General features: G+C 72.9%; 16 protein-coding genes and 1 pseudogene. 8 read left to right on the top strand and 9 right to left on the bottom strand.

What is annotated here, in order from left to right; all coding sequences use genetic code 11:
* Nucleotides 1-475 precede the first annotated feature (475 nt).
* Nucleotides 476-1,528 carry a cell division protein ZapE gene (zapE, locus tag I5Q34_RS30035; RefSeq protein WP_199895596.1) on the bottom strand — a complete coding sequence of 351 codons (1,053 nt, stop codon included), beginning with the start codon at nucleotides 1,526-1,528 and terminating at the stop codon, nucleotides 476-478.
* 98 nt (nucleotides 1,529-1,626) lie between these two features.
* On the opposite strand from zapE, the gene I5Q34_RS30030 reads away from it, so the two are divergent.
* From I5Q34_RS30030 to msrB, 4 genes are all read left to right on the top strand, one after another.
* A complete protein-coding gene (locus tag I5Q34_RS30030; RefSeq protein ID WP_199895595.1) occupies nucleotides 1,627-2,409 on the top strand; it encodes a pyrimidine reductase family protein in 783 nt (260 codons plus the stop codon).
* Between the two features lie 227 nt (nucleotides 2,410-2,636).
* Entirely contained in the window at nucleotides 2,637-3,122 is a 486-nt protein-coding gene (locus tag I5Q34_RS30025) for an indole-3-glycerol phosphate synthase (RefSeq protein WP_199895594.1), read from the top strand.
* Nucleotides 3,123-3,272: 150 nt separating this feature from the next.
* Nucleotides 3,273-4,670, top strand: coding sequence for a UDP-N-acetylmuramate--L-alanine ligase (murC, locus tag I5Q34_RS30020; RefSeq protein WP_199895593.1), 1,398 nt, complete (start codon nucleotides 3,273-3,275; stop codon nucleotides 4,668-4,670).
* A gap of 13 nt (nucleotides 4,671-4,683) precedes the next feature.
* A complete protein-coding gene (msrB, locus tag I5Q34_RS30015) occupies nucleotides 4,684-5,091 on the top strand; it encodes a peptide-methionine (R)-S-oxide reductase MsrB (protein WP_199895592.1) in 408 nt (135 codons plus the stop codon).
* A gap of 6 nt (nucleotides 5,092-5,097) precedes the next feature.
* On the opposite strand, the gene I5Q34_RS30010 is transcribed toward msrB, so the two are convergent.
* The 4 genes and pseudogenes from I5Q34_RS30010 to I5Q34_RS29995 form a co-directional block, all read right to left on the bottom strand.
* On the bottom strand, nucleotides 5,098-7,443 hold the full coding sequence (locus I5Q34_RS30010; RefSeq protein ID WP_199895591.1) for a helicase C-terminal domain-containing protein: 2,346 nt from the start codon (nucleotides 7,441-7,443) through the stop codon (nucleotides 5,098-5,100).
* Nucleotides 7,444-7,569: 126 nt separating this feature from the next.
* Nucleotides 7,570-9,297 carry a malto-oligosyltrehalose trehalohydrolase gene (treZ, locus tag I5Q34_RS30005; RefSeq protein WP_199895590.1) on the bottom strand — a complete coding sequence of 576 codons (1,728 nt, stop codon included), beginning with the start codon at nucleotides 9,295-9,297 and terminating at the stop codon, nucleotides 7,570-7,572.
* Between the two features lie 10 nt (nucleotides 9,298-9,307).
* Nucleotides 9,308-10,589, bottom strand: a pseudogene (locus tag I5Q34_RS35630) (FAD-dependent oxidoreductase); the annotation flags it as partial.
* 509 nt (nucleotides 10,590-11,098) lie between these two features.
* Complete coding sequence (locus tag I5Q34_RS29995) at nucleotides 11,099-11,599, bottom strand: NUDIX domain-containing protein (protein ID WP_199895589.1); 501 nt, start codon at nucleotides 11,597-11,599, stop codon at nucleotides 11,099-11,101.
* 264 nt (nucleotides 11,600-11,863) lie between these two features.
* On the opposite strand from I5Q34_RS29995, the gene I5Q34_RS29990 reads away from it, so the two are divergent.
* Both I5Q34_RS29990 and I5Q34_RS29985 read left to right on the top strand, forming a co-directional pair.
* Nucleotides 11,864-12,733, top strand: a complete 870-nt coding sequence (locus I5Q34_RS29990; RefSeq protein ID WP_199895588.1) for a helix-turn-helix transcriptional regulator — start codon at nucleotides 11,864-11,866, stop codon at nucleotides 12,731-12,733.
* On the top strand, nucleotides 12,733-12,912 hold the full coding sequence (locus I5Q34_RS29985; RefSeq protein WP_199895587.1) for a DUF397 domain-containing protein: 180 nt from the start codon (nucleotides 12,733-12,735) through the stop codon (nucleotides 12,910-12,912). Before I5Q34_RS29990 ends, I5Q34_RS29985 begins: the two co-directional genes overlap by 1 nt.
* 278 nt (nucleotides 12,913-13,190) lie before the next feature.
* On the opposite strand, the gene I5Q34_RS29980 is transcribed toward I5Q34_RS29985, so the two are convergent.
* The 3 genes from I5Q34_RS29980 to glgX all read right to left on the bottom strand — a co-directional run bounded on the left by I5Q34_RS29980 (nucleotide 13,191) and on the right by glgX (nucleotide 18,915).
* A complete protein-coding gene (locus I5Q34_RS29980; RefSeq protein ID WP_199895586.1) occupies nucleotides 13,191-14,282 on the bottom strand; it encodes a hypothetical protein in 1,092 nt (363 codons plus the stop codon).
* A gap of 84 nt (nucleotides 14,283-14,366) precedes the next feature.
* A complete protein-coding gene (gene treY, locus I5Q34_RS29975) occupies nucleotides 14,367-16,748 on the bottom strand; it encodes a malto-oligosyltrehalose synthase (protein ID WP_199895585.1) in 2,382 nt (793 codons plus the stop codon).
* A 40-nt stretch (nucleotides 16,749-16,788) separates the two neighbouring features.
* Nucleotides 16,789-18,915, bottom strand: a complete 2,127-nt coding sequence (gene glgX, locus I5Q34_RS29970; RefSeq protein WP_199895584.1) for a glycogen debranching protein GlgX — start codon at nucleotides 18,913-18,915, stop codon at nucleotides 16,789-16,791.
* A gap of 309 nt (nucleotides 18,916-19,224) precedes the next feature.
* Here glgX and I5Q34_RS29965 point away from each other — a divergent pair, with 309 nt between their 5' ends.
* Both I5Q34_RS29965 and I5Q34_RS29960 read left to right on the top strand, forming a co-directional pair.
* On the top strand, nucleotides 19,225-20,505 hold the full coding sequence (locus I5Q34_RS29965; RefSeq protein ID WP_199895583.1) for an SAV2148 family HEPN domain-containing protein: 1,281 nt from the start codon (nucleotides 19,225-19,227) through the stop codon (nucleotides 20,503-20,505).
* A gap of 90 nt (nucleotides 20,506-20,595) precedes the next feature.
* A complete protein-coding gene (locus I5Q34_RS29960; protein ID WP_199895582.1) occupies nucleotides 20,596-21,309 on the top strand; it encodes an exonuclease domain-containing protein in 714 nt (237 codons plus the stop codon).
* Nucleotides 21,310-21,502: 193 nt separating this feature from the next.
* Here I5Q34_RS29960 and I5Q34_RS29955 read toward each other — a convergent pair whose 3' ends face one another.
* A complete protein-coding gene (locus tag I5Q34_RS29955; protein WP_277965584.1) occupies nucleotides 21,503-22,381 on the bottom strand; it encodes a phosphotransferase enzyme family protein in 879 nt (292 codons plus the stop codon).
* Nucleotides 22,382-22,637: the final 256 nt, after the last annotated feature.

Here is a 22,637-nt window from a genome sequence, read left to right as displayed (position 1 = left end):
CCCCTGTGCGACCCCGGGACGCGCGAGCCGCGCGGTGAGCGGGGGCTGCGCCCCCTGCACCCCCGAAACCGCGCTCCGCGCGGTCGTCCTCAAACGCCGGACGGGCTGGATCGGGGCTCCGTCCCGCAGCCCCCGAAATCAGTCCGTCCGGCGCTGTTCTCAAACCCCGGAGGGGGCAACCCCCGGACGGGCTGGATCGGGGCTCCGTCCCCCCGAAGCGCCCTTCGGGCGCTGTCCTCAAGCGCCGGACGGGCTGGGCGATGCGCGCAAATCCAGCCCGTCCGGCGCTTGAGGACAAGTGGCGGAGCCGCTTGCGCGGACCGGGGCGGAGCCCCGAAACCAGCCCGTCCGGCGCTTGAGGACGACCGCGCGGAGCGCGGTTGCCGGCGGGGCGCAGCCCACCCACCGCCCGGAGGGCGGTTCCCCGCCCCGGAGGAGACGGGGGAGGGGGCGGGGCCGGGGCGAAACCCCCGACTCAGCCGTCCGCCAAGGACTTCGCGTCGCGCGCCAACGCCGTGAGCCGCGAAATCGCCCGGAAGTACTTCTTCCGGTAGCCCCCCGCCAGCATCTCCTCCCCGAAGAGCTGATCGAACGGCCGCCCCGACGCCAGTACCGGCACCTCCCGGTCGTACAGCCGGTCCGCCAGCACGACCAGCCGCAGCGCCGTCGACTGGTCAGGCACCGGCTCGACGCCGGTCAGGCAGACGGCGCGCACGCCGTCGCACAGCGCGCCGTACCGGCTCGGGTGCACCCGGGAGAGATGGTCGAGGAGAGCGGGGAAGTCGTCCAGCGAGGCCCCCGGCGTCGCGTGCGCGACCCGCTTGACGGTCTCGTCGCCGAAGGGGGCGGGAGCCTGCGGCAGACCGCGGTGGCGGTAGTCCTCGCCGTCGATGCGCAGCGCGCGGAAGTGGGCCGACAGGCCCTGGATCTCCCGCAGGAAGTCGGCCGCGGCGAAGCGGCCCTCGCCCAGCTTGCCCGGCAGCGTGTTGGACGTGGCGGCGAGCGCGACGCCGGACTCGACCAGCTTGCCCAGCAGGGTGGAGACGAGCACCGTGTCGCCGGGGTCGTCGAGCTCGAACTCGTCGATGCACAGCAGCTTGTGCTCCCCGAGCGTGCGCACGGTCTGCTGGAAGCCCAGCGCGCCGACCAGGTTGGTCAGCTCCACGAAGGTGCCGAAGGCCTTCTGCTCGGGGGCGGCCGGGGTGGCGTGCCAGAGGGAGGCCAGCAGGTGGGTCTTGCCTACGCCGTAGCCGCCGTCCAGGTAGACGCCGCGCGGCCCGGCCGCCGCGGCCGGCTTCGCCTCGCGCCGGAACCAGCGCCGCCGCCCGCCGCCCGCCGCGGCGCCGCCGAGCCCGGCGGCGAAGGAGTCGAGGACCCGGACGGCCTCGGCCTGGCTGGGCTGGTTCGGGTCCGGGATGTACGTGTCGAAACGCACCCCGTCGAAGCGCGGCGGCGGCACCATCTCGGCGACCAGGCGCTCGGCGGGGACGTGCGGGGTGCGCTCGGTGAGCGCGACGGGTTCACCCATGGGACGGGCTGTGGTGGAGGACGACACAACCGTCCAGCGTAGCCCCTGAAAAGGGTGGTACCGGCGGGCACGGAGCGAGGCATGTCACACTGCGGCCCATGCGACGTCTGTTCCCCTCGCCCACCGCCCCCGCCGACCTCGAGAACCGTGAGTGGGGGTTCGACGAACTGGCCGACGCCTACGCCTACCCGGCCGCGACCGCCGCCGGGCGCCCCTGGCTGCGGGCCAACATGGTGTCCTCGCTCGACGGCGCGGCCCACCACGAGGGCCGGTCGCAGCCGCTGTCCTCCTCCGCCGACATGCGTGTCTTCGGTACGCTGCGCGCGCTCGCCGACGCCGTCGTGGTGGGGGCCGAGACCGTGCGGCAGGAGGGGTACCGTCCCGCCCGCGCCCGCGAGGCGTTCGCGGCGCGCCGGGCCGCGCTCGGCCAGCCGCCCGCGCCGGTGATCGCGGTGGTGAGCGCCGGGCTCGACCTGGACTTCTCGCTCCCGCTGTTCACCGGGCCGCTGGTGCCGACCCTCGTGCTGACCGGCGAGGCCGCCCCGGCGGAGCGGCGGGACGCGGCGCGCGCGGCGGGCGCCGAGGTGGTCGTGGCCGGGGAGGGGAGGACGGTGGACGTGGCGCGGATACCCGAGGTGCTGGCGGCGCGCGGGATGACGCGGCTGCTGACCGAGGGCGGGCCGCGGCTGCTGGGGCAGTTCGCGGCGGCCGGGGTACTGGACGAGCTGTGCCTCTCGCTCGCCCCGATGGTCGCCGCCGGGGCGGCGCCGAGGATCGCGGGCGGCCCGGCGCTGGCGGTCCCCGAGCGGTTCGGGCTGGCCTCGGTGCTGGAGGAGGACGGGTTTCTGTTCACCCGCTACCGCAAGGACGCGGACGTCTGACGGCCGATGCCTGACGGCCGGCGTCTGACTGCTGGCGTCCGGCTGCCGGCGTCTGATCAATCGGCGTCTGACAATCGGCGGAATTCGCTGTTCCGCTTCTCGTCCGACGGGCAGAATTGTGTCGGACGCTCCCCCGGGGGCACGGGTTCGAAACAGCGGGCTCCCGAGGAGCACGCGCAGGATGGTTTCTGTGTGGGCCCGGGCCCACGAAGAGAAGGGCGCCGACCGTGTTCACGAGCGTATTGATGATCGAGCAGCCGCTGTCCGCGACGGACGTCGACTTCGTCACGAGCCTGCACGACGACACCATGTCCTTCGTGGTCCTCATGCAGCCCAGAGGCGCCGAGGACCGGCTGTTGCGCGCCATCGACGACGTCGCTCTCGGCGAGATCGAACAGGCCGTCCACGAGGCGGACGAGCCCGAGGGCGAGGCGGCCCTGCGGCCCGCGGCCCTCGCGCTGGAGCACTCGCTGCGCCGGCTGCGGTCGGCGGGCTGCGAGGCGGTCGGCCAGATCATCGACGACCACCCGCTGGACCTGCTGCGATCCGTCGTGGACCAGACGCACGCCGACGAGGTGATCGTGCTCACCGCCCCCCACCTCGTGGAGGAGTTCTTCCACCGGGACTGGGCCTCGCGCGCCCGCCACAAGGTGGGCGTCCCGGTGCTGAAGCTGTACGCCCACGCCGACGAGGACGAAGAGGTCGAGGAGTGACCGGCGCTGCCGGGGGCGCCCCGTCAAGGACGGCCGGCCGGCGGCCGCCATCCGGACAGGTGAGTTTCCTCCAGGCTCCGGGCCAGTCCGGCCCGTCTGACAGAATTCCGGTGTAGCTACACGGCACCGACCCCCCAGGGAGCACCGCACATGGCACCGGCCGTCCCCACGACGATGGACCGCCCGCACTTCATCGGCATCGGCGGCGCCGGCATGTCGGGCATCGCCAAGATCCTCGCCCAGCGCGGCGCGCAGGTCGCCGGCAGCGACGCCAAGGAGTCCGCGACCGCCGCCGCCCTGCGCGCGCTCGGCGCCACCGTCCACATCGGCCACGCCGCCGCGCACCTCGCCGAGGACGCCACCTGCGTCGTCGTCTCCAGCGCCATCCGGCCCGACAACCCGGAGCTGGCGGCCGCCGCCGGGCGCGGCATCCCCGTCGTCCACCGCTCGGACGCCCTGGCCCGCCTGATGGATGGCCTGCGCCCGATCGCCGTCGCCGGCACCCACGGCAAGACGACCACCACCTCGATGCTCGCCGTCTCCCTGGACACCCTCGGCCTCGACCCGTCCTACGCCATCGGCGGCGACCTCGACGGCCCCGGCACCAACGCCCGGCACGGCAACGGCGAGATCTTCGTCGCCGAGGCCGACGAAAGCGACCGCAGCTTCCACAAGTACGCGCCCGAGGTCGCGATCATCCTCAACGTGGAGCTGGACCACCACGCCAACTACGCCTCCATGGCGGAGATCCACGACTCCTTCGAGACCTTCGTCGGCCGCGTCCGCCCCGGCGGCACGCTGGTGATCGCCGCCGACCAGGCCGGCGCCCGCGAGCTGACCGGCCGCGTCGCGGGCCGCGACGGGCTGAACGTCGTCACCTACGGCGAGGGCGAGGACGCCGACGTCCGCATCCTGAAGATCGTCCCCCGCGGCCTCACCAGCGAGGTCACCGTCGTCCTCGACGGCCGGACGATCACCTTCACCGTCTCCGTCCCCGGCCGCCACTACGCGCACAACGCCGTCGCCGCCCTCGCGGCCGGCACCGCCCTCGGCGTCCCCGCGGACGAACTCGCCGGCGCCCTCGGCTCGTTCACCGGCGTCGGCCGCCGCCTCCAGCTCAAGGGCGAGGCCGCCGGCGTCCAGGTCATCGACTCCTACGCCCACCACCCCACCGAGATGACCGCCGACCTGGAGGCCATCCGTGGCGCCGCCGGCGACGACTCCCGCATCCTGGTCGTCTTCCAGCCGCACCTCTTCAGCCGCACCCAGGAACTGGGCAAGGAGATGGGCCAGGCCCTGGCCCTCGCCGACTCCTCCGTCGTTCTCGACATCTACCCGGCCCGCGAGGACCCGGTCCCCGGCATCACCAGCGACCTGATCATCGAGGCGGCACGGGCCGCGGGCGCCGACGTCCGCGCCGAGCACGCCATGGCCGCCGCCCCCGAGGTGATCGCGGGAATGGCCCGCCCCGGCGACCTCGTTCTCACCATGGGCGCCGGCGACGTCACGGACCTCGGCCCGAGGATCCTCGCCGCCCTGGAGAGCTGAGAGGGGACACGCCATGGCGTACGAGGTCGAGAAGACGGACGAGCAGTGGCGCGCCGAGCTGACACCGGCGGAGTACGAGGTGCTCCGCCGGGCCGGCACGGAGCCCGCCTTCCGCGGTGAGTACACCGACACCAGGACGGCCGGCGTCTACTCCTGCCGCGCCTGCGGCGCCGAACTCTTCCGCTCCACCGAGAAGTTCGAGAGCCACTGCGGCTGGCCCAGCTTCTACGATCCCAAGGACTCCACGGCGGTCGAACTGCTCCAGGACACCTCGCACGGCATGGTCCGCACCGAGGCCCGCTGCGCCCGCTGCGGCTCCCACCTGGGCCACGTCTTCGAGGGCGAGGGCTACCCGACCCCAACGGACCAGCGGTACTGCATCAACTCGATCGCGCTGCGGCTGGAGTCGGGGGAGGACTGACGCCTGTCAGGCCGGTTGAACGGCCTGGATGCGGGAGAGGGCGAACACCCGGTCGTCCTCCCGGAGATGGCAGTACGCGGTGAGGTAGGGCGGGTCGAAGCCGACGTCGAAGCCGAGGCCGAGGCCGCTGATGGTCCGGACGGTCCGTTCGCCGGACGCCGCCACGTACTCGATGGTCAGCGGCTCGTCCTCGTGGATGGCGTGGGCGAGCTGCCGGATGTCGGTGAGCGTCAGCGCCGTCGTGTACCCGGCCAGGATCTCCTCGGTATCGCTGTCGAACGGGACACCGTTCTCCGGGTCCGGGACGGGTCCCCGGTCGGGAGCGGCCAGCAGGCGGGCCGCCAGCCCGGGGAACGTCGCGGGATCCGGGGCGCGACGGGGCCGGGGGAGGTGCCCGGCCGCCGCGCGCGGGGGCTCGGCCCGTTCGACGCCGATGGCCCCGTCGTCCGTCTCGGCCACCGGCGCGTAGCCTTCTGCCCGCAGGGCGGCCAGTGCCGCCGGCAGGGCGGTGCGGCAGAGGAGGACGGTCGGTGCGAGCCGTCGCAGGCCCAGGCCGGACAGCTTGCGGTGGACGGCGATCTCGGCGAGCAGCGCGGTGTCCTCGCCGTGGATCACACAGGCCGCCGGGGCCAGGCGGACGCGGCCGTGGCCACGGGCCGTGTCCTTGATCAGGTAGCTCAGCGGCTGGGGCAGCGGCCCGTCCGCCACCTCGCGCAGTCCGGCCTCGATCCGCTCCGCCGTGTCCCCGTGGTCCAGCGCGCGACGGAGCGACGCGGGACCGAACCGCCAGACCGAGGCGGCCGAGTGCGCCTCCCGGTCGGCGACGCGATCGAGGAGCGCCGCGAGGCGAGCGGTGGGCGTACCCGTGACCACGGCGGTGAGATCCGCGCCGAACCGGGCCGTACCGACCGCCTCCGGCAGCAGCCGCCCGGCATGCGCGCGCAGCGCGGCCGGGTCCTCGGACAGCAGGGCCGCCCCCAGCGGGGTGAGGGCTCCCCGGGCGAGCACGCCCAGTGTTCCGGCCTCCCGGATCAGGGTGGCGAACGGCGTGCTGTCCTCCGGGAGTTCGCCGGCGAAGGGGCGGAACCAGGGCACCAGCGGGCCCAGTTCGGCCGGATCGCCCGCGCCATGGCCCGTCGGCAGGCTCGCGGCGGCGCTCAGCAGGGCCTGCCGGGCGGCGAGGCAGCCCGGGCGCGGCGGGGTCCGGGTCACCGCCGGCAGCGCCTTGCCCTCCGCGTCACGGGAACCGGACGGGGTGTGGCCCAGCCGCCACCACGTCCGGAGGAGGACCGTGAAGCGGTGGGACGGCTCCGCCGCGGCCCACTCGTCGTAGTCCTCGGTGATCAGGAGGGAGCTGCCCTCGTAGGCGAGCAGCCCGGTCGCGTACGAGCACTCCAGCACCAGCCGGACGACGGTCGCCTCGCACCCCGCCGCCTTGCCGATACGGGCCAGCTCGCGAGCTCCGATCCCGCCGGACTTGAGCGCGGCGGGAGGACGTTCCGCGCACTCGGCGAGCACGGTGGCGGCCCGCCCCGCGAACGCGGTCGCGGCGGCGGCCGCCTCACGTTCCACCTCGGCGGCTGTGAGCGCGAGAAGGGCCGGCAGGGGCGGTTCCGGGTCGAACGGGGCGTGCCAGCCGGGGCCGCGCAGGGCGCGGGTGGCCTCGGCTGGCACGCAGACGGAGCCGTACGACCGCACCAGCAACGCCCGCTCCGTCAGCCAGCGTTCGGTGAGGGCCCAGTCCGACGCGTCGACGACGTCCTCGGGCTCCTCTTCGAGCAGGGCGCGTACGCGGGGCGGTGCGGAGTCGATCAGCGCCAGGATCCGGTCCGGATCGCTGTGGTGCTCCACCACCGCGTCGAGGCGCTCCTGTTTCCTCGCCCCGGGCTTGAGCCCCAGGGCGTGCGCGATCTTCCGCAGTTCCTCGGAGGACATGGACGTCAGCAACTGCCGCACTTCGGGCCCGAGCCCGAGCGGGGCCTCCCACATGCCGCGGAGCGCCGCCGCTGTGTGCAGTGCCCCGTCCGCGTCCGGCCACGCCAGGGCTTGTTCGGCGAGCGCGTCGAGCGCGGGGGCGAGGTCGTCCGGGCGCTCCGCACCGAGCAGCTCCTCAAGAGCCTTGCGCGGGGCGGGCCGGGGAAGGGTGACGAGCGCCTGTGCCGCCTGCAGGGCGGGCAGCGGCAGTCGGTACAGGGCATGGACGGCCGAGCTCGTGCGCTGCAGCCGGTCGGCGAGCTCGCCGATGGTGCGCGGCTCGGGCGCGCGGGCGGAGTCGGGACGGGCGGCGAGGATCGCGGAGAGCCGCTCGGCGCCGAGGCTCCGCAGCCACGCCATCAGGGGCGAACCACCCATAGTGATCACCTGTCTTGCGATGTGCGATTGCTGACCGTGGAGCAGGCCACGGTAGCGCCCCTTTCCGTCCGCGTCGTACATGGGACGGCACGCGATGCACCGCGGGTCAGCTTCTGGCCACGGGTATCACCCGTACTGCTTCGAGTGGCGCAGTACCGCTGCGCATTCCCCCGGCAACCGGAGCGTCCCCCGGGCGTCCGGCAGGCCGAGGGGCCGCCAGGCGGCCAGGACCTCCGTGTCGCCGGGCGCGTGGATCTCCGCCGGGCCCCGGCCCAGGTTGGCGGTGATCAAAAGGGGGCCGCGTCGGTAGGTGACGCAGAGGTCCGGGCTCACGGTGAGGTCATCGATCCAGTCGGGGGATGTGAGGGCCCGCTCCGTCCGGCGGAGGGCGATCAAGTGGCGGTACCAGGCGAGGAGTTCGGCGTGCGGCGGGCGGGAGAGTTCCGTCCGGTCGAGGCAGGAGCGGAGGCGGGTTTCCGGGGACTGGGGGTCCGGGATCGTGGACTCCGGCCAGCCGTGGGCGGCGAACTCGCGGCGGCGGCCCGCGCGTACGGCCTCCGCCAGTGCCGGGTCCTGGTGGTCGGTGAAGTACTGCCAGGGCGTGCGGGCGCCCCATTCCTCGCCCATGAAGAGCATGGGGGTGAAGGGTGAGCAGAGGGTGAGGGCGGCGGCGCAGGCGAGGAGGCCGGGGGAGAGGTGGGCGGAGAGGCGGTCGCCGAGGGCGCGGTTGCCGATCTGGTCGTGGGTCTGGGTGTAGGCCAGGAGGCGGTACGCGGGGGTGGCCTCCGGGGTCAGAGGGTGGCCGTGGCGGCGGCCCCGGAACGAGGAGTGCGTGCCGTCGTGGAAGAAGCCGGCGCGCAGGGTCTTGGTGAGGGCGCGGGCGGGGTCGGCGGCGAAGTCGGCGTAGTAGCCCTGGGATTCGCCGGTGAGGGCGGTGTGCAGGGCGTGGTGGAAGTCGTCGTTCCACTGGGCGTGGAGGCCGTGGCCGCCGGCGGCGCGGGGGGTGGTCGTGAGCGGGTCGTTGAGGTCGGACTCGGCTATGAGGAAGAGGGGGCGGTGGAGGGCTGTCGACAACTCGTCCACCGATGCGGAGAGTTCGGTGAGGAAGGCGGCCCGGGGGGTCAGGGCGTGGATCGCGTCCAGGCGCAGGCCGTCCAGGCGGTAGTCGCGCAGCCAGGCCAGTGCGCTGTCGATGAAGTACCGCCGGACTTCGGGGGCTTCGAGGTCGATCGCGGCACCCCACGGGGTGTGGTGGCGGTCGGTGAAGTACGGGCCGAAGGCGGGCAGGTGGTTGCCCGAGGGGCCCAGGTGGTTGTGGACGACGTCCAGGACGACGCCCAGGCCGTGGGCGTGGGCCGCGTCCACGAAGCGGACCAGGCCGGCCGGGCCGCCGTAGGGTTCGTGGACGGCCCAGGGGGCCACCCCGTCGTAGCCCCAGCCGTGGGTGCCGGGGAAGGGGCAGACGGGCATCAGTTCTATGTGGGTCACGCCCAACTCGGCCAGGTGCGGCAGGTGTTCGACGGCCGCGTCGAAGGTGCCCTCGTGGGTGAAGGTGCCGATGTGCAGTTCGTAGAGGATCGCCCCGGGGAGCGGGCGGCCCGACCAGTCGTGTCGCCAGACGAAGCGAGTGGGGTCCACGACGGCCGCGAGGCCGTCCGGGCCGTCGGGGAGGCGGCGGGCGCGCGGGTCGGGGCGGACGGGGCCGTCGTCGAGGGCGAAGCCGTAGCGGGTGCCGTCGGTGCCCGGGGCGGCGCGGTGCCAACGGCCGCCATCCTCGCGTCGCATGGGGTACGCGCGGCCGTCCGCGTGCAGGGTCACCCGGGACGCGGACGGCGCCCACACCTCGTACCGCACCGGCGCCTCCTCAGACCTGGTGCAGCCCCCGCCCCGCGAGGGACAGCATGACCTCGCCGACCGCTTCCGAGGGCGTCGGGTGCGGGTGGACGTGCCGGGCGACGTCCGCCGCCTCCGCGTCCCAGCCCACGACCGGCTGGCTCTCGGCGATCATCTCCGAGACGTGCGGGCCGACGAGGTGCACGCCCAGGATCCGGCCGCCGCCCTTCTCGGCCACCACCTTCACCGTGCCCCCTTGGCCGTGGACCATGCCCTTGGCGATGCCGGTCAGTGGCATGGAGTTGACTGTCACTTCGTGACCATGGGCGATGGCCTCGGCCTCGGTGAGGCCGACGGAGGCCGTCTGCGGGCTGGAGTACGTCACTCGCGGTACGGCTGTGTAGTCCACTGGACGGAGCGCGCGTCCCGCAGCGTCTCGGCGACCAACCAGGCCCTTGGCGAACGAGGCGTGGGCCAGGCCCAGCGAGGGCGGCGGCAGCAGGTCGCCCACGACATGGATGCCGGGGGCAGACGTCTCCAGGCAGTCCCAGTCGGCCGGGGTGACGTGGCCGCGCGCGTCCGTGGCCAGGCCCGCGGCCGCCAGGCCCAGCCCGTCCGTGACGGGCACCCGGCCGACGGCCACCAGCAGCCGCTCCACGTCCAGTTCGAGAGCATCCCGCGCGGGGTGTGGATCGTGGCCCGCACGCCGCCTTCGTACGGGCCGCGTCCTCCAGTCGCGCGCCGGTCCGCACGTCGATGCCGTGCTTCTTCAGCCCGCGCGTGAGGTGCCGGCTCACGTCTGCGTCCTCCAGCGGCAGCAGCCGGTCGGCCGCCTCGACGAGGGGCACCTCGGCCCCCATCGACCGGTGCAGCGAGGCGTACTCGACGCTGATCGCACCGCCGCCCAGGACGAGGACCGGGGCCGGGAGGCCGGGCGCGAACAGCGCGTCGTCGCTGGTGACCACGTGCACGCCGTCGGGCTCCAGGCCGGGCAGGGCGCGCGGTCGCGAACCGGTGGCCAGCACGATCCCGCGCCGGGCCCGCCATCGCCCGCTGGAGTCGATCCGGACCGTACGGGCGCCGGTGAGCGAGGCGGAGCCGCGCACCACGCGTACCCCGGCCTGCGTCAGATGGCTCTCCACGCCGCGGTGGTTGCGGGAGACGATGTCGTCCCGCGTCGCGGTGAGCGCGGACCAGTCGACGGAATCGAGCGTGGCCTTCACGCCCCAGCGCTCGCGGGCCTCCGCGATGCCGTCCACGAGCTCCGCCGCGTGCAGCATCGCCTTGCTGGGAATGCAGCCCCGGTGCAGGCTGGAGCTGTGCGGGCGGTCGTTCTTGGGGTGAGGGGATGGGTGAGGCGGCATGGTGCTCGGTTGGCTTCCCGTCTCGTCTCGGGCCCTTCGGGCCCAAAGATGGCGGGCTACGGGAGGGGGAGGGCCGGGCCGGTTCGTTGGGTGCGGCTCGGGGAGGGGTGGGGCTGATGGGTGGTGCGGTGGTGGTGTGGCCACGCCCGAGGTAGGAGAAACGTTTTGCGGGCAGTTTGGGCGTGGAGGCGGGCGTCCAGCCACCCAAATCGCCCGCAAATCGTTTCTCCTGCCCGGGGCGCGGCCGAGTGGGGGAACGCGCCCGTTGCCAAGTCCCTTGCCGGCGACCGTGCTTCGGCCGTGGCCGCACTCGACAGCGCGCACCGGCCCAGCCCCCTCCTTTGTCGTAGCCCGCTTCTTTAGGCCCGAAGGGCCCGAGACGAGACGGGAAGTCGGCCGAGTACCATGCCGCCCCACCGGGCGGCGGTCGGCCCCCGCGAAAGGGCTGGGTGTTCGCCTCAAGCGGCGTGGGCGTATGCCGGGCGTCCCGCGTGGAGTTCGGCGCAGCCGCCGGTGCGGGCGGCGTAGAGGGCCGCGGTGATCCGGTGTGCCTGGTACGTGGTGCAGTGGGTGTGCAGATCGTGCTGTGCGAGCCACTTGTATGCGGCGAGTTCGGGGACGTACCTGCTGTCCGGGTGCGGGAGACGGACCGTGGCGTCATCCGGGACGGTCAGCGTCTGGTAGACGAAGTCGATCGCCGGTGGCGCGTAGGTGTGTTGGTCGCGCGGCGTGAAGTCGGTCAGCACGAGGCGGACGGGCGTCAGGGCCAGGCCCGTCGCCCGCTTGCCCTCGCGGACCATGGCCTCCCAGGCCGGTTCGTCCTCCCATGCCGTGCCGCCGGGCAACTGGAAGTTCCGGCCGGCGCCCGGGGCGGCGCCCTTGCGGTACGGCGAGACGAGCAGCGCCTTGCCGTCGCCGTTGAGGATGAGGGCCAGCGCACGGATGCGGGGTGAGGGCATGGGGGCGCCTTTCGGGTTGCGCGGGGTTTGGGTCGCTACCGGAGGTTGTTGATTCGGCTGCTCAACCAGATTGGTGCGTGCGAGAGTTGGCGTGCAAGCCGCGACGAAACATTCGTCGAAATGGCATATTCGCCATGCAGGGCACGGGTTTCCGGCCGGTGGGCACCGGGTATCTGGCAGCGGGCATGAACGCTCCTGAGCAGGTCATCGGTGCTGTCGAGTGGGACGAGGGCGCTGCTGGACCGGGCACGGGAGGGCACACGGGTGGCAGCGAAGAAGGGGCCGACGATCCGGCGCGTTCAGCTCGGCAAGGAGCTGAGGCGGCTACGGGAGCGGGCCGGGATGTCCTTGGTGCAGGCGGTAGACGGGCTCGCTTTTAGCGATACGAAGCTGTGGCGCGTCGAGCGCGGCATGACCAGTCTGGACAAGCTGTCGGATCTGCGGAGCCTGTGCGAGCGGTACGGGATCGAGGATGAGGAGGACGTCGAGTTCCTGCTCAAAATTCAGCGCGAGTCGCTGAGCCGCGACTGGTGGATCCCGTACCGGAACGTCATGCCCTCGGGGATGGAAATGTTCATCGGGCTTGAGCGGGACGCTCGACGGTTGAGGGGATGGCAACCAAACGTCGTGTACGGGCTGTTGCAGTCCGAACGCTATGCGCGCGCGTTGTTCGAGGCTGCGAAGCCCGTTGAAGAAACCACAACTGAGTTCATGGAGTACCACCTCCAGCTTCGCATGGAGCGCAAGGAGCTGATCACCAGGTCCGAGGATCCAGTGGAGCTGAGGATCATCATGAGCGAAGGTGCTCTTCGGCAGGTCCTCGGAGACGCTGAGCTCATGCGCGAGCAGTATGTGTTGATCGCGGAGTTGGCCGGACTGGACAATGTGACAGTCCAGGTCCTGCCCTGGGCTACCCCTGCCTACCGGGCGACCAACAACTTTGTCCTGATGGACTTCGAGTCCCCACTGCCATCGGTTGTGGAGATCGACGACGCGAAGTCGGTGACCTTGGTCGACAAACAGTCGGAGATCTGGAAGCACACCCGGAGGTTCGACTCCATGTGTGCAAGCGCGTTGAATCCCGGCGAGACGCCGAGGTTTCTGGAACGGCTAGCAAGAGAGCAGACACGGTGATGAACAAAGCATCCTGGTTTAAGTCCTCGTATAGCGGTGGTGATGGGACCAACTGCGTCGAGATAGCTCTGTTTTCCAGCTATGTCGGCATACGCGACTCCAAGGCTCCCGCCCTCCGGGCCGTCACTGTCCCAGAGCCCGCCTGGAAGGCGCTCGTCGCGGAACTGCGCAGCGACTGACCGGCAGTCACTCCCGCACCAGCAACGCCACCGGAAACCGATGCAACAGCCGCGACAGCGGCACCCGCTCCGGGCATGCCCGTCCCGTCAGAGGCTCGCGCCACGCAGCCCTGCCTTGGCGCGCCAGCGCCGTATCGCCCCAGCCGCCCCCGGCAGCCTGTGGCTCGTACGTCGCATCGGCGCCGCCGAACCATTCGCCGCGTCCGGTGCGTCCGGACCGAAGGCGCCCTGCCAGGCGCGTGAAACCGACGGGGTGGCGCGCCGTGAGGCGCGGGACGTTACGCGCGCCGCATGCCGGCGGGGTCCTCGCCCGTGCCCAGGAACATGAGCCCCTCCATCAGCTTGTCCATCTTGAGCTCCTTCGCGCCGGACGGTGCGGTGACCTTGTCCGCCTTCGCCCCAAAGCCGATCGTCACCGGCAGCCGGGCGTGCACCTCCTTGTCCAGATCGGCCGCGTCGAAGGTGATGGCGGACAGCTTGCCGTCCTTGACGGCGATGTCGAAGGTCGCCTTCTTGTCCGGGAGATCCTCCGGCTTGGGCAGCTTCTTGTCCTTGCCCGCCGCGCTGAGCTGCTTCTGGAACGGCTTGAGCGCCTCGGAAAGCTCCTTGGCCGCCTTGCGGGCCGGGACGGTCACCTTCACGTGGTCGGCGCCGTTCTTCGTGCCCGCGTCCTTGATGTCGGCGTTCTCGGTGAGGGTCTTCTTCAGGACCTCATTGATCTTCTTCTGGCTCTTCTTGTCCAGGTCCTCGGTGCCGCTCTTCTTCTTGTTCTTGGAGAGCTTCTCGAATTCCTTGGAGTCGATGACGACCCATTCGCCCTTGAGCACGTTCTTGAAGGCACCCAGGGACGGGGGCTGCTCATCGGCCTTGCCGAGCATCTCCTCGAACGCGCGCTTCCCCTCGCGCTCCTCGGCGTTCGTGGGGGTCGACAGTGCGGCTATCGCCTTGATGTCGCCCCGCAGGTACACTTTCTTGTCGAGGGAGCGGATTTCGCCGAGGGTGCCGCCGTCCTTCCTGCCGAAGCTCATGGAGAAGTTCGGGGCGGCGTCGTCCTTCTTGTTGTCCTTCAGCGGCTTGTCGGAGCTGAACGCGTAGGTGAGCTTCAGCCCGGCGAGAGTGCCCGCCTCGTCGCGGTCGATTCCGTCCTTGCCGTCCTTCAGGGCGGCGTGGATGTCGTCGGCGCTCGCGTCCAGGGATATGTCCACGGCGAGGCCCTTTTCCTCCCCGAGTCTGTCGAATGCCTTCTGCACCTTGCCCTCGGCGCCGATCTTCTCCTCCGTGCCGCAGGCGACGGCGCCCGTCGCCAGGACGACGGCACAGCAGGCTACGGACAGACTTGCACGCTTGGTGATGATGATGGATCCCCCCACCTCGAACTGCTTATCGGTAGAACACCGACTTTAATGACCCTGAGTGAAGGGATGTCAACGGGGTTTACCGTGGGCGCTCGCTCCTCATGCCCGTACCAGCAACGCCACCGGATACTTCCGCAGCAGCCACCCCAGCAACACCCGCTCCGGACACACCCGTCCCGTCAGCAGCTCCCGCCACCGCCCGCCCCCGGGCAGCGCCAGCACCGTCTCCCCCCAGCCCCCGCCCTCCGCCGGCCCCCGTGCCAGCCGCGTCACCGCCGTGACCACCTCACCGGACCGGGCGAAGGCCACGCAGTGATCCGCCGCCGGACCTGCGGCGGCCAGCGGACGGTAGTCGGCACCCGGGCCCGTGAACCACTCCGGGTGCGCCCGTCGCAGGCGCAGCGCCGTCCGCGTGACGTGCAGCTTCTCCGCCGACAGCCCCACCGGCCCGTCCTCGTCGGCGTCGAACACGGGCGGCCGCCGGTTGTCCGGATCGACCAGCATCCGCCGCACCCGCTCGGTGCCCATGTAGAGGTCGGGCACGCCCGGCATGGTCAGGTGCAGCAGCGTGGCGCCGAGCACGTTGGCCCGTACGGACGCCCGCGCGCCGGCCGCGAAGGCGGTCAGCTCCCCGTGCGCCGGCCCGCACGGCCCCGCGAGGACGAACCGTTCCACCTCCCGCTCGTACTCCGCGTTCCGCTCGGTCCACGTCGTGCGCAGCGCCGCCTCGCGCGCCCCCTTGAGGACGGCGGGGACCAGCCGCAGCGCGTCCGGCTCGCCCAGTCCGAAGGCCGTCTGCCAGGCCGTCCACGCCACGTGCGGCTCGGGCGCGGGCACCCGTGCGGACAGCCGCTCCAGCAGCAGCTCCCATTCGCGCGGGTACTCGGTCAGGACGGCGATCCGCGCCCGTACGTCCGCGCTGCGCTTGGTGTCGTGCGTGGACAGCACCGTCCCCGTGGCGGGCCAGTCGCGCTGGATCCGGGCGCAGAAGGCGTGGAACTCGTCCGGGGAGACGGCGGGCCGGTCCGGGGCGCCGCCGACCTCCGTGGCCGAGAGCAGGGGCGCGTACCGGTAGAAGGCCGTGTCCTCCACGGACTTGGCCCGCACCGCCGCAGCTGTCTGCGCGAACCGGGCGCAGAAGTCCCGGTGTTCGGGTCCGCCCCCGAGCCGTCCGAGGGCGGCGTCGCGCACCACCTCCACGGCGGCGGCCTCCTCAGGCACGGCGAACGCGGCCCGGGCGCCGCGCGCGGCCTCGTCCAGCAGCGCGACGTCCGCCGGGGCGGCCGGCTCGCCGGGTCGCGCGTAGGGGCGGTAGACCGGCAGCCGGACGAGGATCTCGCACAGCGCCGTGCGCAGCGCCCAGGGCGCGTGGTCGCGCAACCGCCAGGACGCGTCGCAGATCCGGCCGGCGACCCGCACCAACCGTTCGGTCTCGGCCGCCAGTTCGTGGGAGACCATGCGCCGGGCGGCCCGCCGTACCGTCTCGGGCCAGTCGCCGCCGCGGTCGGCCGGCGGGGAGGCGAACGCGCGGTACGCGGCGGTGAGTCCGGCCGCGCCCGCCGGGTCGGTGAAGAGCCCGTCGATGTGGTGCAGGGCGTCGTAGCCGGTGGTGCCCGCGACGGGCCAGGCGCGCGGCAGCGGTTCGTCGCGGGCGAGGATCTTCTCGACGACGGTCCAGCGGCCGCCGGTGGCCTCGTGCAGCCGGGCGAGATAGCCGGCCGGGTCGGCGAGCCCGTCGGGGTGGTCGACGCGCAGCCCGTCGAGCACGCCCTCGCGCAGGAGTCGCAGCACCTCGGCGTGGGTCGTGGCGAAGACCTCCGGGTCCTCGACGCGGACCGCGATCAGCTCGGAGACGGTGAAGAAGCGCCGCCGGTTGAGCTCGGTGCGGGCCAGCCGCCACCAGGCGGGCCGGTACCACTGGGCGTCCAGCAGCTCGGGCAGCGGCAGCCGCTCGGTGCCGGGGCGCAGCGGCAGGACGTGGTCGTGGTAGCGCAGGGTGCCGTCGCGGACGGCGAAGGCGCCGAGCTCCTCGCCCAGCCGGCCGGCGAGCACCGGCAGCAGCACCTTGCCGCCGTGCTCGGCCCAGTCGATGTCGAACCAGCGCGCGTACGGGGAGGCGGGCCCGTCGCGCAGCACCTCCCACAGCGGGCCGTTGAGGTGCTCGGGGGCCGGGACGGCCATGTGGTTGGGGACGATGTCCAGGACCAGGCCCAGCCCGTGGGCGTGCGCGGTGCGGGCCAGGGCGCGCAGGCCCTCCTCGCCGCCCAGCTCGGCCCGGACCGCCGTGTGGTCGGTGACGTCGTAGCCGTGCGAGGAGCCCGGCACCGCCTCCAGGACGGGGGACAGGTGCAGGTGGGAGACGCCCAGGGCGGCCAGCGGGGGCACGGCGCGCTCGGCCGCGGAGAAGGGGAAGCCGGGCTGGAGCTGGAGACGGTAGGTGGCGGTCGGCGGAATCGGTCCGTCGCGGCTGTCGCGCTTCATGGGAACATGCGTACCCAGCCGGAGGGGCCGCGGAGCGGCATCACAGGGGGCGTTGGAGGACGGCGAGGCTGCGGGCGGCGAGGGTGAGCCGGTCGCCCGCGCCGAGCTTCGGTCCGTCCCGGGTGACCCCCTCGGGACACGCGGTGTCCACCACGACCTGCCAGAGCCGCCCGTGGTCGGGCGGGACGACGAAGTCGAGCGGGCCGTCGTGGGCGTTGAACATCAGCAGGAAGGAGTCGTCGACCACCGGCTCCCCGCGCGGGCCCGGCTCGGAGATGGCGCCGCCGTTGAGGAAGACCGTCAGCGAACGGGCGTGCGCCGCCTGCCAGTCCTCGTCCCGCATCTCCTCCCCTTCGTGGGTGAACCAGGCGATGTCGGACAGCTCGTCGTGGGTGCCCTGGACCGGCCTGCCGTGGAAGAAGCGGCGCCGGCGGAAGACGGGGTGGTCGCGGCGGAGCCAGACCATCGCCCGGGTGAAGGCCAGCATGCGGCGGGCGCGGTCCGCCGCCGGGTCGGCGGGGTCCGGCCAGTGCACCCAGGAGAGCTCGCTGTCCTGGCAGTAGGCGTTGTTGTTGCCCCGCTGCGTGCGGGCGAACTCGTCGCCGTGGCCGATCATCGGCACGCCCTGGGAGAGCAGCAGGGTGGCGACGAGGTTGCGCATCTGGCGGTCGCGCAGGGCGAGGACGGCCGCGTCGTCCGTGTCGCCCTCGGCCCCGCAGTTCCACGACCGGTTGTGGCCCTCGCCGTCCCGGTTGTCCTCGCCGTTGGCCTCGTTGTGCTTCTCGTTGTAGGAGACGAGGTCGTGGAGGGTGAAGCCGTCGTGGCAGGTGACGAAGTTGACGGAGGCCAGCGGCCGCCGGCCGTCGTCCTGGTAGAGGTCGGAGGAGCCGGTCAGCCGGGAGCCGAAGTCGGCCAGGGTGGCCGGCTCGCCGCGCCACAGGTCCCGGCAGGTGTCGCGGAACTTGCCGTTCCATTCCGCCCACAGGGGTGGGAAGTTGCCGACCTGGTAGCCCCCTTCCCCGACGTCCCACGGCTCGGCGATCAGCTTCACCTGGCTCACCACGGGATCCTGCTGCACCAGGTCGAAGAACGACGACAGCCGGTCCACCTCGTGGAACTGCCGGGCCAGCGTCGCCGCCAGATCGAACCGGAAGCCGTCCACCCGCATCTCGGTCACCCAGTAGCGCAGCGAGTCCATGATGAGCTGGAGCACGTGCGGGCTGCGCATCAGCAGGGAGTTGCCGGTGCCGGTGGTGTCCGTGTAGAAGCGCGGGTCCTGCGACAGCCGGTAGTACGAGGCGTTGTCCAGGCCCCGGAAGGAGAGCGTCGGTCCCAGGTGGTTGCCCTCGGCGGTGTGGTTGTAGACCACGTCGAGGACGACCTCGATGCCGGCCGCGTGCAGGGCCCGCACGGCCGACTTGAATTCCAGGACCTGCTGGCCCCGGTCGCCCCAGGACGCGTAGGCGTTGTGCGGGGCGAAGAAGCCGATGGTGTTGTACCCCCAGTAGTTGGCCAGGCCCAGGTCGACGAGCCGGTGGTCGTTGACGAACTGGTGCACCGGCATCAGCTCGATCGCCGTCACCCCCAGCCCGGTCAGGTGCCCGATCACCGCGGGGTGCGCCAGCGCCGCGTACGTCCCCCGGATCTCCGGCGGCAGGTCCGGGTGAAGCATCGTCAGGCCCTTGACGTGGGCCTCGTAGATGACCGTCCGGTGGTACTCGGTGCGCGGCCGCCGGTCGTCGCCCCAGTCGAAGTACGGATTGATGACGACCGAGGTCATCATGTGCGGGGCGGAGTCCATATCATTGCGCGCCTCCGGGTCGTCGAAGTGATAGCCGTAGACGGCCTCACCCCAGTCGACCTTGCCGCTGACCGCCTTGGCGTAGGGGTCCAGCAGCAGCTTCGCGGAGTTGCACCGCTGCCCCCGCTCCGGGGCGTACGGACCGTGTGCCCTGAACCCGTACCGCTGCCCCGGCATCACCCCCGGCAGATACGCGTGGCGCACAAACGCGTCGCTCTCCCGCAGCTCGACGGCCGTCTCCGACCCGTCCTCGTGCAACAGGCACAACTCGATCCGCTCCGCCGCCTCGGAGAAGACCGCGAAGTTGGTGCCCGCCCCGTCATAGGTGGCACCGAGGGGGTACGCCTGTCCCGGCCAGACCTGCATAGGCTCGACTCTTCCGCTTCTCCGGCCTCCTCCGGGCACCGCGCACCGGGCCGTCGAGGTCCAGATCTTCCCCGAATGCGCCGCCCTCCACCTCCGCGCGGGGCCGGACCACACGGGTGACGGACCGTGGTTCCCCACGCCCGGCCGGAATACCACTATGAGTCAGATCACATGCTCCGTACGGCGCGTGGACAACCGCCACGTCCGGCGGGCGAGTTAGCCAGGGCCGGACCGGGCGCGTGTGCGCCGCCTCCCGCGGGCGCAGTAGTCTGCCTTGATCGTTGAACGGGGGCGGAAGGCGGTGCACTGGTGAGCTCGGGCGGGCTGGAGCTGCCCCCTGCGGGCGGGGACCCGGCGTCTTCGGGGGAGGACGCGCCCGGCGGCACGCCCCTCGGCGCGGTCTCCCTGGTCCGCCCCGGGGAGATCGGGGCGGAACTCGACTGGGGCGCGGACGCCTGGGGCGAGGTGCGCACCCGCGCCCGCCGGGCGGGGCGCGCCTACATCTGGCTGAACCTGGTGGAGCAGCGGCTGCGGGCCGTCGTCGCCGCCGTGCTGCGGCCGGTCTACGAGCCGGTGCACGGCGAGGACGAGTGGGTCGTCGCCGCGGCCGGGCCCGCCGGGCAGGAGTGGGTGCAGCGGGCCGTCGCCGTCCGCGAGGTCAGCCGGCGCAAGGGCTATCTGCTGGACCCGGCCGACGACAACGTCCTCAGCTTCCTCACCCTCCCGCAGCTGCGGGAGCTGCTCGTCCAGCACTGGCCCTGCTTCGAGCCGTACCTCGACGACCGGCGCGAGCTCGAACTCGCCCTCGACGAGCTGGAGGTCACGCGCAACGTCGTCTCGCGCAACCGCGCGCTGTCCCAGACCGTGCTCGCCCAGGCCGAGCGGGCCTCCGCCCGGCTGCTCGACATCCTCGGCGGCGGCACCGGCGCTCCTTCCGGGGACCGGCTGCCCGTCGACGCCGTGGAGGACCTCGTCGGCGACCGCTACGCGGACGTCGTGGGCGTCCACCCCGACCGGGTCCGGCTCCAGCGGCAGCTGCCCGTCGAGGACCTGTTCGGCAGCGCGCGCCGCCTCGACGCGGTCGGCATAGGGCTCAACCTCCTCGTCCAGAACTACTCGGGGCGGCGGCTGGTCCGGCTCGCCGAGGACGGCTGCCGGGCGCGACTGCTCTTCCTCAACCCGGCCAGCAGCGCGGTCCGCCGCCGCGAGCGCGAGCTGGGGCTGAAGAAGGGCGAGATGAGCCGGTCCGTGGAGATGAACATCATGCACATGCGGCGCGTGCGGGACCGGCTCTCCGCCCCCGCCGCGTTCGAGATCCGCGTCTTCGACGAGACCCCGCGCTTCACGGCCTACCTGGTGAATGGGGACGGCTCCGACGGGCTGGCCGTCGTCCAGCCCTACCTGCGCAAGGCGCGGGGGATGGAGGCGCCGGTGCTGGTGCTGCGCGGGGGTGCGCGGGGGCGGGCGGCGGCGCCGTCCGGGGCGTACGGGTCGTCCGGTTCATCTGGTTCGTCCGGTGAGGACGGGCTGTTCGACACGTACCGCGAGGAGTTCGAGGGCGTCTGGGCGGACTCGCGGTCCGTCAACTGAGCTCTCCTGACGTCCTGTCGGCGTGGTTGTCAGTGCCCCGTGCGAGGCTGTTGGTCCTACGGGGGAGAGCACCACGAAGGAGGACCTGTCATGGGCTGGCACGCGGAGCCGCTGATCGGATTCGACCTGGAGACGACGGGCACGGATCCGGCGGAGGCACGGATCGTCACGGCGGCGGTGGTGGAGACGGCCGGCGGAGAGCCGGTGGGACGGCGGTGCTGGCTGGCCGATCCCGGCGTCCCCGTCCCGGCCGAGGCCACGGCCGTGCACGGCATCACCGGCGAGCGGGCGGCGGCTGAGGGGCGGGCCGCGCGGGAGGTCGTGGCCGAGATAGCGGAGGCGCTGGCGGGTCACTGGGCGCTGGGCCGGCCCGTCGTCGCCTACAACGCGGCCTTCGATCTGAGCCTGCTGGCGGCGGAGTTGCGGCGGTACGGTCTGCCGCCTCTCGGTCTGGGCCCGGGGCGCGGCCTGCCGCCCCTCGGCCTGGGGCCGGTCATCGATCCGCTGACGATCGACCGGGCGGTCGACCGGTACCGCCGGGGGCGGCGGACGCTGGGGGACGTGTGCCGGGTGTACGGGGTGGTGCTGGACGGTGCGCACGAGGCGGGGGCGGACGCGTTGGCCGCGGTGCGGGTGGCGCGGGCGATCGCCGAGCGCCATCCGCGGATAGCGAAGGCGGGGCCGGCGGAGCTGCACCGGGACCAGGTGCGGTGGTACGGGGAGTGGGCCGAGGGGTACGAGGCGTGGTTGCGGCGGCGGGGGGACGCGGGGGCGGTGGTGGACGGGCGGTGGCCCGTGAGGTGAGTTCTCCCCGACCCGCCCTTTCACCGTTTCCTTGCGCTCCGCGCGGGTGTCCTCAAACGCCGGACGGGCTGGATTATGCGCCCGGGCGCGAATTTCAGCCCGTCCGGCGTTTGAGGACGAACGCGGCGCAGCCGCGTTGCACCCCGCGCGGAGCGCGCGAGAAACGGTGAAAGGGCGGGGCGGGGAGAAAACCCTAGAACGGGTGCCAGCGCACCGTTTCGTCCCCCTCCATCAGCGACGCCACCCGCCGCCCGAACTCCGCCCGCGCCGCCGGATTACCCGGCGCATGCTGCGCCACCCACGCGCAGCTCGCCGTCTCCCGCGCCCCGCGCAGGATCGCGCAGCCGTCCCACTCCCGGACGTCCCACCCGTACGCCCGGACGAACGCGTCGTAGGCGCGCGGGTCCAGGCCGTACCGGTCGCGGCTCAGCGCCATGACCACCAGGTCGTGTTCGCGCATGTCGCCGGAGAAGGTCTCCAGGTCGACCAGGACCGGGCCGGACGGGCCGACGTGGACGTTGCGCGGCAGGGCGTCGCCGTGCAGCGGCCCCGGCGGCAGCTGGGGCACGAGCGCGGCGGCCGCCGCCGCGAAGCCGTCGCGGCGTTCGCGCAGATAGTCCGCGTCGGCAGGGTCGATCGCGGAGCCGGCCAGCCGCAGCCAGCGCTCGACGCCGTCGAGCAGCTCCCGCGGGGGCAGGCCGAAGTCCGGTGCGGGCAGGGCGTGGACGAGGCGGAGCAGGGCGGCCAGGTCCTCGGGGCCGGCGGGGCGGACCGGCTCGGGGAGCCGGTGCCAGAGCGTCACGGGATGGCCGTCGGCCATCACCACCTCCGGCTCGGCCGGCCGCACCGCGGGGACGCCGCTCTCCGCGAGCCAGGACGCGACGCGCAGTTCACGGCTCGCCCGGTCGTGCAGCGAGGCGTGCCGCCCCACCTTGGCCACCAGCCCGCCCACGGCGAAGACCGCGTTCTCGCCGAGGGCGAGCAGCGTCGCCTCCCGCGCCGCGGGCGCCGTCACCCCGGCCGCCGCGAGGGCGTCGCGAGCCCGCTCTTCCGTGAATGCCGCGTCCACCACTGCCGTACCTTCGCCTTCCGAATTTCCGTGCCCGTACCGGGCAGGTCACCGCAAGTCTCCCGCCTCCGGGGGCCCGGGCGCTGTCCGGGGTGCGGACGGCCGGGCGCCGCGCCGGGGCGTCGCCTGGTACGGTCCCCTCGGCCGCCGTGCCTCACCCCCACGGGGCGCGGCGGCCGCCCGCGGTTATGCTCCCGATCTTGGTGCCCCCCGATCTTGGTGCCCGGAGCGGCGGGCGCTGGTCGTGCTCGCCGCCGAC

The sequence above is a fragment of the Streptomyces sp. AV19 genome, from assembly GCF_015999245.1.
Classification (GTDB): Bacteria; Actinomycetota; Actinomycetes; order Streptomycetales; family Streptomycetaceae; genus Streptomyces.
This window is presented reverse-complemented; position numbering and strand designations above follow the sequence as displayed.

Excerpts from the sequence above, each read along its gene's own strand:
- zapE (WP_199895596.1), bottom strand. The coding sequence starts at position 1,528 with ATGGGTGAACCCGTCGCGCTCACCGAGCGCACCCCGCACGTCCCCGCC.
- I5Q34_RS30030 (WP_199895595.1), top strand. The coding sequence starts at position 1,627 with ATGCGACGTCTGTTCCCCTCGCCCACCGCCCCCGCCGACCTCGAGAAC.
- murC (WP_199895593.1), top strand. The coding sequence starts at position 3,273 with ATGGCACCGGCCGTCCCCACGACGATGGACCGCCCGCACTTCATCGGC.
- msrB (WP_199895592.1), top strand. The coding sequence starts at position 4,684 with ATGGCGTACGAGGTCGAGAAGACGGACGAGCAGTGGCGCGCCGAGCTG.
- I5Q34_RS30010 (WP_199895591.1), bottom strand. The coding sequence starts at position 7,443 with ATGGGTGGTTCGCCCCTGATGGCGTGGCTGCGGAGCCTCGGCGCCGAG.
- I5Q34_RS29995 (WP_199895589.1), bottom strand. The coding sequence starts at position 11,599 with ATGCCCTCACCCCGCATCCGTGCGCTGGCCCTCATCCTCAACGGCGAC.
- I5Q34_RS29985 (WP_199895587.1), top strand. The coding sequence starts at position 12,733 with ATGAACAAAGCATCCTGGTTTAAGTCCTCGTATAGCGGTGGTGATGGG.
- treY (WP_199895585.1), bottom strand. The coding sequence starts at position 16,748 with ATGAAGCGCGACAGCCGCGACGGACCGATTCCGCCGACCGCCACCTAC.
- glgX (WP_199895584.1), bottom strand. The coding sequence starts at position 18,915 with ATGCAGGTCTGGCCGGGACAGGCGTACCCCCTCGGTGCCACCTATGAC.
- I5Q34_RS29960 (WP_199895582.1), top strand. The coding sequence starts at position 20,596 with ATGGGCTGGCACGCGGAGCCGCTGATCGGATTCGACCTGGAGACGACG.